This is a genomic window from Calothrix sp. FACHB-168, from assembly GCF_963889195.1.
Lineage (GTDB): Bacteria > Cyanobacteriota > Cyanobacteriia > Cyanobacteriales > Nostocaceae > Aulosira > Aulosira anomala_A.
Window position 1 is genome coordinate 55931 of record NZ_CAWPNJ010000085.1, and the last position, 12079, is coordinate 68009.

Annotated in this window: 9 protein-coding genes; 7 read left to right on the forward strand and 2 right to left on the reverse strand. The window is 40.4% G+C overall.

The annotated features are described in order from the left end of the window. Window positions 1-54 precede the first annotated feature (54 nt). The 7 genes from AACW45_RS35665 (at window position 55) to AACW45_RS35695 (ending at window position 8443) form a co-directional block, all read left to right on the forward strand. Entirely contained in the window at window positions 55-1707 is a 1653-nt protein-coding gene (locus AACW45_RS35665) for a Ppx/GppA phosphatase family protein (protein ID WP_190630432.1), read from the forward strand. A 125-nt stretch (window positions 1708-1832) separates the two neighbouring features. Next, a complete protein-coding gene (locus tag AACW45_RS35670) occupies window positions 1833-2297 on the forward strand; it encodes an EVE domain-containing protein (protein ID WP_190630434.1) in 465 nt (154 codons plus the stop codon). 553 nt (window positions 2298-2850) lie between these two features. Then, entirely contained in the window at window positions 2851-4473 is a 1623-nt protein-coding gene (gene abc-f / locus AACW45_RS35675) for a ribosomal protection-like ABC-F family protein (RefSeq protein WP_242045574.1), read from the forward strand. A gap of 101 nt (window positions 4474-4574) precedes the next feature. Beyond that, window positions 4575-4901 carry a DUF6825 family protein gene (locus tag AACW45_RS35680; RefSeq protein WP_190630439.1) on the forward strand — a complete coding sequence of 109 codons (327 nt, stop codon included), beginning with the start codon at window positions 4575-4577 and terminating at the stop codon, window positions 4899-4901. A gap of 171 nt (window positions 4902-5072) precedes the next feature. Continuing rightward, window positions 5073-6758, forward strand: coding sequence for an ABC1 kinase family protein (locus AACW45_RS35685; RefSeq protein WP_190630675.1), 1686 nt, complete (start codon window positions 5073-5075; stop codon window positions 6756-6758). Between the two features lie 30 nt (window positions 6759-6788). Beyond that, a complete protein-coding gene (locus tag AACW45_RS35690) occupies window positions 6789-7517 on the forward strand; it encodes a Stp1/IreP family PP2C-type Ser/Thr phosphatase (RefSeq protein ID WP_190630441.1) in 729 nt (242 codons plus the stop codon). A gap of 728 nt (window positions 7518-8245) precedes the next feature. Further along, complete coding sequence (locus AACW45_RS35695; protein WP_190630443.1) at window positions 8246-8443, forward strand: NblA/ycf18 family protein; 198 nt, start codon at window positions 8246-8248, stop codon at window positions 8441-8443. 542 nt (window positions 8444-8985) lie between these two features. Here AACW45_RS35695 and AACW45_RS35700 read toward each other — a convergent pair. Continuing rightward, window positions 8986-10557: a serine/threonine-protein kinase gene (locus tag AACW45_RS35700; RefSeq protein WP_190630445.1), complete on the reverse strand. Its 1572-nt coding sequence runs from the start codon at window positions 10555-10557 to the stop codon at window positions 8986-8988. Between the two features lie 358 nt (window positions 10558-10915). Then, window positions 10916-12037 carry a PIN domain-containing protein gene (locus tag AACW45_RS35705; protein WP_190630447.1) on the reverse strand — a complete coding sequence of 374 codons (1122 nt, stop codon included), beginning with the start codon at window positions 12035-12037 and terminating at the stop codon, window positions 10916-10918. Between the last annotated feature and the right edge of the window lie 42 nt (window positions 12038-12079).

The window sequence follows — 12079 nt, forward strand, 5'->3', positions numbered from 1 at the left end:
AATTCTGCTAAAGCACCAGTTTTTAAAATTTTTCTTTAAAAGAGAGAAAATAAGATGCTCAGTTTAGTTTCCGCTAACTGTGTGAGCCTTCCGACTCAGACTGTGAAGCAAAACCGGATTATTGCGGCTATTGACTTAGGGACAAATTCTCTGCACATGGTAGTAGTCAAAATTGACGCTACACTACCGGCTTTTAGTATTATTGCCAGAGAAAAAGAAACGGTGAGATTAGGCGATCGCAATTTAGTCACCGGCGATCTCAAACCAGAGATAATAGAAAAAGCGATCGCGGCTTTAGGACGCTTTCAGAAAGTTGCCAAAACTTTTAACGCGGAAACAATTGTCGCTGTAGCCACTAGCGCCGTCCGCGAAGCGCCCAATGGTAAAGACTTTCTCCAGAAAATCGCAGTTGATTTAGGTTTAAGCGTTGACTTAATTTCTGGACAAGAAGAAGCGCGACGCATCTACCTGGGTGTACTCTCAGGGATGGAATTTCACAACCAACCGCACATGATTGTTGATATTGGCGGTGGTTCTACAGAATTAATTTTAGGGGATAGCAACGAACCCCGCACCCTCACCAGCACAAAAATCGGTGCAGTGCGCTTAACTACCGAGTTAATCAAAACCGATCCTATTAGTAACACAGAGTTTCAGTACCTCCAAGCTTACGCCAGGGGAATGCTAGAACGTTCCGTAGAAGAAGTATTAGCAAACCTCAAATTTGGCGAAACACCGCGTTTAGTTGGTACATCCGGAACCATTGAAACCTTAGCCCTAATTAATGCTAGAGAAAAATTAGGTTTTGTTCCTTCCACACTCAACGGTTACCAATTAACCCTCAAAGATTTACGAGATTGGGTAAACCGCTTGCGGAGACTAAGTAACATCGAACGCAGTGTGATACCAGGTATGCCAGAGAAACGGTCAGAAGTTATACTAGCTGGCGCAGTAATATTACAGGAAGCCATGACGCTTTTGGGTGTAGAATCAGTGACAATTTGCGAACGGGCGCTGCGTGAAGGTGTAATTGTAGACTGGATGCTAGCCCACGGTTTAATTGAAGATAAACTGCGGTTTCAAAGTTCAGTTCGCCAGAGGAGTGTACTTAAACAGACAAATAAATACCAAATTAATTTAGAACATTGCGATCGCATCGCCAAATTCGCCCTCAGTATATTTGACCAAACGCAAAATAAATTACATTTTTGGGGTACAGAAGAACGACAATTACTATGGGCAGCAGCAATTTTACATAATTGCGGTCACTATGTCAGCCATTCATCTCACCACAAACACTCTTACTATTTAATTCGTAATAGTGAATTACTCGGTTATACCGAAACCGAAATTGAAATCATCGCCAATTTAGCTAGATATCATCGCAAATCCCCACCCAAGAAAAAGCACGAAAATTTCCGCAACCTCCTAACTAAACAGCAACGCCAAATCGTTAGCCAATTAAGTGCAATATTACGATTAGCAGTAGCCCTAGATCGAAGACAAATTGGCGCAATTCAACGCATACAGTGTGAATATTATCCCCATATTCAGGAAGTACAATTGCGTATTTTCCCCGCTCATCCTGATGATGATTGTGCCTTAGAACTCTGGAGCTTAGATTACAAAAAGCCTGTATTTGATGCAGAATTTAATGTCAAATTAATTACCATTTTAGAACCTTTTGCAGTTGCCGTTAGCTCATAGATTAGTCAGTTGATATTAACAGCAAAATGTGAATTTTATCAAAGAGTGCGTTAAGCAGATTAATGCACTCTCTTTAGCGTATATTACAATAATCCTCCATTTACCAAGTAAAGACCATAAAATCGATGAATTATTGGCTAATGAAGTCCGAACCAGAAGTTTATAGCATTAGTGACCTAAAAACACAAACAGAGACTATCTGGGATGGCGTTCGTAATTATCAAGCGCGTAACTTTCTCCGCCAAATGCAAATAGGAGACTTAGCATTTTTCTACCATTCAAATAGTAATCCGCCTGGTATTTTTGGGTTAATGCGTATTAGTAAAACAGATATTGCCGATCCGACACAGTTTGAACCTAACAGCAAATACTATGATCCAAAATCAACCCCTGAATCTCCACGCTGGCAAACAGTTAATGTAGAATTTGTAGAAAGTTTCACCCAGCCGATATCTCTAGCAACCCTAAAAGAAAAGTTTACGCCTGAAGAATTACTTTTAGTCAGAAACGGAAATCGCTTATCAGTAATGCCGGTTCCAGAAGAAGTAGCTCAAAAAATTTTAGCAATCAAATACCCGACTTCTGCATAAAATCGGGTATATGGTAGCGCAGCAAAATTCAGATTATCGTTGATTGTAGGGGCACTGGCACTGCCATGCCCCGAAGCGCGTACTATTGAGCTAAGTTGAGAATAAATAATCTTGAGTATTTTTCAGGAAATGTGTTATCGTCAGATGTAGATAAAGTTAAATCTAAAAACGCCTCAATTAATCTAGCTGACATGAAGTAGTAACAAAAAGTGTTGCCGAAACGCAACCGTGTCAAAAAATTCATCAAAAAATTAGCAAGTTAGCCCAATATCAGATTGTTGGGTGTTATGCTTTCTTCCTCTCTACAAATTTTTTTACCCCAAATTAGGCTGATCAATCCAGTAGGGTGTGTTATCACGCAGTGTAACGCACCGTATTCTCAAATCTAAGTATAAAAAGACTAATGATTTAACGAAACTTAACAAAATTTTGTTTATTTTATCTAGGGATAACTGATGATTTTCCCTGTTTTATGGTGTGTCATTAGCATCTGTATATCCCTACTATTTCAACGTGCATTTGATTAGACATCACATAACTAAATTTTGAATTTATGATGCATAAAAATTCAATTTTATTAGCTGAGAATATCGGTTATAACCTCGACTTAGATAGAACTCTATTTCAGGGAGTTCATCTCAATATCTGCATGGGAGAACAGATTGCTTTAGTTGGTAGCAATGGTGTAGGTAAATCCACTTTATTAAAGATACTTGCAGAACAAATTAGCCCTAGTCAAGGTTCTGTTTCGCGTCATGGTGTTGTTTACTATTTACCCCAAATTAGTACCATCAAACAAACTATTACCGCAGAGACAGTACTCGATTTTTTGAGTTCAACTTCAGATGAATGGTGGAATATTGAGGAAATTTTACAGACACAATTTCAGACTAACCTTGATTTATCTTTACCAATTGATAATTTAAGCGGTGGCGAACTCACAAAACTATTTCTCGCGATTGGTTTAGCGCAAGAACCAAATTTACTCTTACTTGATGAACCAACAAACCACATGGATTTGTTGGCGCTAGAAAGTTTAAGTATGTTTCTGCAAAATTTCGCTGGTGCTTATGTCATAGTTTCCCACAAGCCATTTTTCTTGGATAGAGTGACAAATGTTACCTGGGAACTTACGCCTGAGGGTGTCAAGGTGTACGGGGGTAATTATTCTGCATATCGTCACCAAAAACAGATAGAGTTAGAAGCAGCAGTGCGATCGCATGAAGTAGCCAGAAAAGAACTCAAGCGCACTCAAACTACAGCTATGCAAGAACAGCAACGCGCCGCTCAATCTCAGCGCAGTGGGCGTGCTAAGTTTCTTAATGGTAGTATTGACCGCATGTCAGCAGGCTTGATTAAAACTAAAGCCGAAGCTTCAGCAGGGAATGCGAAACAGAAACATGAGATAGCTGTAGCCAAAGCTACGCAAAAAGTAGCAGAAACTAAAGTAAAAACCACGAAAGCAACTAACATTCATTTAGCCGAAAAAGGTCAAAAACGGCGTAATTTAATTGATATTCAAAATTCTAATCTTTGGGTATCAGAAAGGCTACTACTACAAAATATACAACTGCATGTGACATCAGGCGATCGCATTGCCATTGTTGGCGCGAATGGTTCAGGTAAATCTACTCTCGCCAAAGCCATCTTAGGAAGGGAACCGCAAACAGCAATTTTAGATTCTGGTGAAATTTTACTCGCACCAGCCATGAAAGCCGTCTACCTCGACCAAACCTATGAAATCGTCAACCGCCAGCAGACGATTCTGGAAAATATGCAAGCTGCAAATCCTAGCCTCACCTATCAATTGCTGCGTCAACAGCTAGGACACTTTTTATTTAAATACGATGAAGTTCACAAAAGCGCATCCGTATTGAGTGGCGGTGAATTAGCCAGATTAGCGATCGCCATTATTAGTATCTGTGAAATCGATTTGTTAATTCTCGATGAACCCACCAATAACTTGGATATTCAAACCGTTGACCAAATGGTAACAGGTATCAACGATTACCAAGGTGCCCTTTGGGTAATTTCCCACGATATAGATTTCCTCAGCCGCATCAACATCACTCAAAGTTTCAAGTTGAGCAACCAAGCATTGCAAATGACAAATTATTTACCCAGTACCCCAGAGCCTTATTATCAAGAACTGCTGACTACGAATAGACGACTTTAATTTTTGCTAAAACCACCCAGCCAATTTATATCTCCACAGTAGAAGCCGCAAAGCATTGGAGCAAGTTATAATTCTCTTGCGGACAGACGTAACAAAAATTTATGAGTAACCCAATTTTGCAAGCCTTTTTTGTTGGTAGAGCTGTAGCTGAAGTAGTCAACGAACGCTTAGAAGTCGCTTTGACAGATGCTTTAAGCGAACTCGGCAAATTTGACGCCGAAGCTAGAGAACAGTTACGCCAGTTTACAGATGAAGTTATCGAAAGAGCAAATCGAGCCGCCGAGGCTGCTGGTACTGGTCAAACTACCACAGTACGCGGCCCCAGTGGATCTGAGCCTGTAGACTTGCAAGCAATGATTGATGAACTGCGGGCAGAAATCGCCTTATTACGTACCGAAATACAGAAGTATCGTAGTACTTCAGTCTAAGAGTTGAGTAAAATCCGCTAGGAAGCATATTAAGTCATTGGTCATTGGTCATTCGTCAAGATTTATGTACAAATGACACAAGACGAATGACATTCGATCGCAAATAGTTTAGGAATCAGAGTGTCTTTTCTTCCAAGTGATTCGGCTAAAAACCAACGGTACGCAAACAATATGGAAAAAGGTTATTCAGACAAGGCATACCGTTGGAATCGGGAAAATTATTCTAGTAGACGGCGCTTTGTAGATATTTGGTCTTTCGTTTTGACCTTAATGTTCAAGCTTTGGCGTTATAACAAAGCTTGGAGTTATCCTGGCGGTATAACTGAGGCTAAACAAGCTGCAAGGCGGAAAGCACAAGCTATCTGGATTCGCAATACCTTACTCGACTTAGGGCCTACCTTTATTAAAGTCGGGCAGTTATTTTCTACTCGTGCTGATATCTTTCCGGTTGAGTATGTAGAAGAACTGGCAAAGTTACAAGATAGAGTCCCAGCTTTTAGCTACGAACAAGTAGAAAAAACTATTGAGCAAGAATTAGGGAAGAAAATTCCCGAACTTTTCCAGAATTTTGACCCAATTCCTTTAGCTGCTGCGAGTTTGGGACAAGTCCATAAAGCTGTGCTGTATAGTGGCGAAGCTGTAGTTGTCAAAGTACAGCGTCCGGGACTAAAAAAATTATTTGAAATAGATTTACAAATTCTTAAGGGAATCGCCCGTTATTTCCAAAACCATCCCAAATGGGGGAAGGGAAGAGATTGGATGGGCATTTACGAAGAATGTTGTCGGATTCTTTGGGAAGAAATTGATTACTTAAATGAAGGACGTAACGCTGATACTTTTCGGCGGAACTTTCGCGGCCATGATTGGGTGAAAGTACCGAGAGTATATTGGCGTTACGCTTCATCGCGAGTACTGACATTAGAATACGTCCCTGGTATTAAAATTAGCCAATACGAAGCGTTAGAAGCTGCGGGTTTAGATCGCAAGCTCATCGCTCGTTATGGTGCCCAAGCTTACTTAATTCAACTGCTAAATAATGGCTTTTTCCACGCCGATCCCCACCCCGGAAATATTGCTGTCGGCCCTAATGGCGATTTGATATTTTACGATTTCGGGATGATGGGGCGGATTAAATCGAATGTGCGGGAAGGCTTGATGGAAACGCTGTTTGGTATCGCTCAAAAAGATGGCGATCGCGTAGTCCAATCCCTGATCGATTTAGGCGCGATCGCTCCCGTCGATGATATAGGGCCTGTGCGGCGTTCTGTTCAGTACATGCTGGACAATTTTATGGATAAGCCCTTTGAAAATCAATCAGTGGCCGCTATCAGTGACGACCTGTATGAAATAGCGTATAATCAACCATTTAGATTTCCCGCAACCTTCACTTTTGTGATGCGAGCTTTTTCCACTCTTGAGGGAGTCGGCAAAGGCTTAGATCCAGAATTTAATTTTATGGAAGTTGCCAAACCCTATGCAATGCAGCTAATGACCAATATGAATGGTGCTGAAAGCAATAGCTTCCTCAATGAATTAAGTCGCCAAGCAGTACAAGTAAGTACTACTGCTTTTGGGCTACCACGGAGATTAGAAGATACACTAGAAAAACTAGAGCGGGGCGATATGCGGATGCGCGTCCGTTCTCTAGAAACAGAACGTTTACTGAGACGGCAAAGCAATATACAAATTGGTATCAGCTATGCTTTACTAATCAGTGGATTTACGCTTTCAGCCACAATTTTATTAGTGAATAAATTTGTCTGGTTAGCTGTTTTCGCTGGTTTAATCGCCGCCGCGATCGCCTTTTTACTCATCCGCTTACTTTTACGTCTTGAACGTTCTGAGCGTATGTATTAATCTTCCGAGTATAAATTGCAGTATAAATTTATGGAACTTAACTTCGCGGGTCTTAGCGATCCCGGACTTATTCGATCTAATAACCAGGATGCTTACTATATTGACCCAGAGAAGCGATTTTGCATCGTTGCTGATGGTATGGGTGGACATGCTGGCGGAGAGGAAGCTAGCCGGATTGCAACTGAGGAAATTCAAGCCTATTTAACAGATCATTGGGAATCTTCCCAATCTTCTCAGGAATTACTAGTCCAAGCTTTATGGCAAGCTAATGAAGCGATTTTGCAAGATCAGCAAAATCATCCCGAACGTGCTGACATGGGTACAACGGTAGTTGTGCTAATTTTCCGCGAACCTGAGAGTCCCTGGTGCGCCCATGTGGGTGACTCCCGGCTTTATCGCCTACGGGGAGAGGAATTAGAACAAATCACCGAAGACCATACCTGGGTCGCCAGAGCCATTAAACTAGGTGATATTACCTTTGAAGAAGCGAGAAATCATCCCTTCCGCCATGTTCTATCTCGCTGTTTGGGACGAGAAGACTTACATCAAGTCGATGTTCAGTCTTTAGATGTGAAAATAGGCGATCGCTTACTTTTATGTAGTGACGGTTTAACCGAAGAACTCATCGAGCCAAAAATCGCTGACTGTCTTCAAGACTCCATGTTAGAAAAAGCCGCCGAATCTCTAGTTGAGGCTGCTAAAGCCCACGGTGGGCATGATAACATCACAGTCGCCCTCGTCGCTGTTGCTGAGAATTAACAGGGGCTAGGGGCTAGGGACTAGGGGCTAGGAGAGATTGTGAGTTTTTCTCGTGATTAACTAACTTGGAAATAGTGTTGACTGTTGACTGTTGACTGTTGACTGTTGACTATTGACTGTTGACTATTGACTGTTGACTGTTGACTTGAGGTCTCCCCCCGTTAAAAAATACCTTGAGCGATCGCAAAATATCTATACTCAGACTACTTTTTAGTAAATATACTCAGCAATTTGTTCAATCTGAGCATTTTTTCAATTGACAACTTGATAAAAATATTGCTAGCCTCCTATTTACCCGCAGGAGGCTAGTTTTCTCTATTTTGTTAGATTGACTTATTGCGGTTAATGAGGTATAGAGAATATAATAATTTACCCACTTATTTGAGCATCTCTTCTTAAGAAAATCTTAAAGGAGATGGCAAAGGGAAACCAGGCCTCAACCCTCCTGGTTTAGCCAAACAACCAAATTAACGAAATCTGTCTTGGCGGACAGACTTCAGTTGTATGTCAGTAGAGTTAGCGGTCAACTAACCCATCTGAAAAATAACCCATAAGTAAGTAGGGAAAATTAATCCATAAGGATGTAGTCAAATTCGTCAAACTATTGTTATCTTTCTTAATAACAGAGGAACAAAGGTTTAACGAATAGCAATCCCAATACTATCCTTTGACACCTCATTCACCCGCACCAAGATAACCTTTACACGTTGTTTTTTCTGGAGTTAACTATGAACGAACCAATTGAACTGTCCTTGGAGCAACAATTTAGCATCCGCTCCTTCGCTACTCAAGTACAGCACATGAGCCATGACCAAGCCAAAGACTTTTTAGTCAAGCTCTATGAGCAAATGGTCGTGCGCGAAGCAACTTATCAAGAACTACTTAAGCACCAATGGGGCTTAGATTCCGGCTCCACTTGGGCATAGATTTCTTCTATTGTCGCAGTGGGCGACCTCCTTCTCTTGCTCGGTTCCAAGGAGGAAAGGAGCTGGGGATGCTGGGGCGTCAACTTCGATAGGCACTTCCCTAAAATTGACAACAAATCAAACAACCAAATAATCTATTGCTTCATAGCCATGAGGCTAAGTTCGCATTGCGCATTTAAAACTGACCATTTACCCTAGCAAACAAATGACTGTTAACTATCTGGATAGTCATGTATATGCACAATCAATGAGGCTGCTGTACTCTGTACAGAGTAATCCTTGTAGAAGTTTCAACTGTCGCAGCTTCTATAAGTCTTACCGTTGCTAATTATATTTTTTATAAATACAACTTACAACTAGATATAGATTTTTATTAATAAAACTTAACTTTATTAGGGTAACTACTCTTAAGAATCCATAAGTAATGTAAACTTCGACTTAATCTAGACAGATCAGGGTAACGAGAAACCCTTCACTAAAGCCTTGAACCCCTTACCAATGACAAATTACAACCCTAACTAGTTATCTTTAATTGCGCCGACTTACCCAGAAAGGTCAAACTGAGAATTAGTATTCACACTTTCCAATTTGGCTAAAATCTTGGGTTTAATTTTTTCATACTCGCGCTTGAGCAAACCTTTACTCATTTGAGGTTCAGCCGCAGAAACGAGAATTTGGCTATTTTTTACCCATTCTTGTAATTTTTCGCATTGAGCAGGGGCAATAGTAGAAGTTAAAACATGAGAACAGCTAGTAGGTGCTTCTCGAGAAAATAGTAACAGACGATATTGACCGGTTTGTCCTAAGAGATTGGTGATTTCTTGACCGAAACTGGTTTTAAGATCTAAGTAGTAAGGTAACCATTTAGGGCCATGCTTACGGTTATAAATTACAGTAATCCACAACAGCATAGGGTGAGGAATAGGAATAAACATAAATTGGTTATAGCGTTTACAGACTAAGCGCTTTTCAATTTCCTCTTGTGGTAGCATGATCCACAGAGATGGTAAAGTTCCCGCATTGTTAGTGATAATTTGGGGAAAAACAATATCCGCAATCGGTTTAGTAGCAGGCCAAGTATAGCTAGTAGTGATTTTGGGGTGGGAATCAGATGATTTGGAGTCTAACTGTGGCTTTAGTGCTAACTCAGGTTTAACAGCGCGATCGCTATTTTGCTCGGGTTGGACTACATTCTTTTCTGATACAACTAAACGTGTGTGTAAATGTTGTTCTATATCAGCTATAGTAGTGAGGATTTCACCGATATTTTGGGGGCGATCGCCTGAGTCTTTCGCAAGACAATTCAGCACTAAATTTTCTAATTGCTTGGGTATTACCAAATTAGGCGCAGCTTCAGCAAGAGGAGTTGGCGCTTGATAGCGATGTAATTTATACCAGGCTCCAAAAGAAGAAGTCGCCGGAATTAATGGCATTGTCCCTGTTAGCATCTCATACATCATCACGCCCAAACTATAAATATCGGAGCGGTTGTCTAGTTCTTTACCCTCCATTTGTTCTGGCGAAGAATAAGCGAGAGTACCGAGATAATAGTTAGTTACATTACCATCTGATTGAAGTAACTTCGCAATCCCAAAATCGAGAACCTTGACTAATTCGCCAAAGCTGGGATCTTGAATTACCAGCATATTGCTCGGCTTGATATCGCGATGAATAATTGGGTAAACTGAGCCATCAACATCAACAGGGATACCATTATGGGCACACTGTAACCCTAAGCAAATTTGCCGTACCATACTCAAAAATCTAGGTACAGTCAAATTTTGTAAGCGAATAATTTGACTTAAACTTTGCCCTTGCAAATATTCCATTACGTAGAAGGGCGTATTCTTTTCATCCACACCATAGTCCATGACTCTGACAATGTGAATGCTTTTTTGTCCAAGTAAGGCGCAGGTTTTAGCTTCACGCTCAAAACGTTCTTGCAAGCGCATTTTTTCATTCTGGATCGACAACGCCAGAAATTTCACTGCTACAGGTACTCCTCCCAACAACACATCCTTAGCACGGTAAACTCGGCCCATTGCGCCCGTACCGATTAATTCTTGAAGCTGGTAGCGTTTGCTAAGTAAGCGACCAATGTTGGGATCTGACATAGAAATTTTGGTATAAGTTGAAACAGTATAACTTCCAATTCCCAATTGGTGTAGTTATGTTAATGATGCCCAGTTTCATGAAGAATATATCTAAATTACCAGTAAAAAATTCTTCTTTGTCTGTGGTTCAATATGATACCTAAAGTACTGTCTGATGGTACTTTAGGCGCTGAGATGATGTTTTTCCTATCTACACCTATATAGGTGTACTCTGTTTGTTACAGGACTTACGCAAAATACCTTTAAAACTCTTATTTCTTCGTGTTCTTCATGTCTTCTCTGCGAGACGCTACGCGAACGCGGTTCGATTCTTCCGTAGTTTGTGCGTAAGTCCTATGTTAGACAAACTATAGGTATATTATCTTTTTAACTTGTTCAGGGATTTTGTCATACTTTTATAATCGCTATAACTTGAGGGAATTTCTCCCAGCATTTTTACTGCTTCTGCTTTTTGTCCTGATGAAGCTAAGACTTCAATAGCATACTTATGCTTAAGTCTACTTAAACGCTGTTCTCCTTCTTTATCTAAGCGCAATCCTTGTTGATTTTTGAGACTTTGCAGTTCATTTAAAGCCTGTCTCAAAATCGATGGTTCTTTAGTACTTTGAAATTGAATAATCGATGATTCAGCTTGAGAAATCAGGTTAGCTGGGGTTGGTTCCACAGGTTTACTGTCAGTAACAGCTTGCGCAACGATGGTTCCTGAATTATTGCCGATAAAGTTGTTAATTGCTGGTAGTGCAATTATCGCAGCACAAGCAGCAGCGACAGCAATAATCAGAGGATTTAAACCCGGTTTTTTTGCTGGTTTGGATGTATTTTGAGGACTTTGATTTTTATGCCATGATTGGCTATTACCTTTGAGCTTTGGTTTATTTTTTTTGTTATGGGGTTGAAGATTGGGTTTAGGAAAATCATTTACTGATTTATGATTGTTATTAATAGCAGGCTGTAACCGTTTCATTCTTTGGTAAGCATCGTCAACAGCTTGAGGTACTTTACCTCGGTAATAATCGAGAAAAAACCAATCTGATAAGTCTTTAGCTGCTAGTGTGCAGAAATTTGGTAAGCCAGATTGTCCAGTTAAACCTTTCATCGTCCGATCGTAGGTAACCAGGATAATTACACTATTGGGATTTTCTCTAGCTAAACGATGAGCGCAAGCGAGAATTTGTCTATCTTTCTCGTTATCTAGGGGAATTTGACGATTATCTTCCTTCGGTTGAATTTTGTAGCGACTACCTTTACCAACAAATTCCAAAAATTCTTTGGCTGATTCAAAATCTGAATTTTTTCTGTCTTGAGATATGCGACTAATTTCGGCGTAGGTAGCTCCAGGTATATAGCATTCTCCCAGTTGTTCGTTATTTCTCCAGACTTGGAGTCTCTTGGATTTATCTGCACTCAACAAAGCTAGAGTATCAAATACTAATAAATGGGGATAGGCAAATTCTGGTTTTTTAATTGGATAGTCACTCATAGATATTCTCCTATTTAGCTCTTATTTAAAGATTGCAAAACC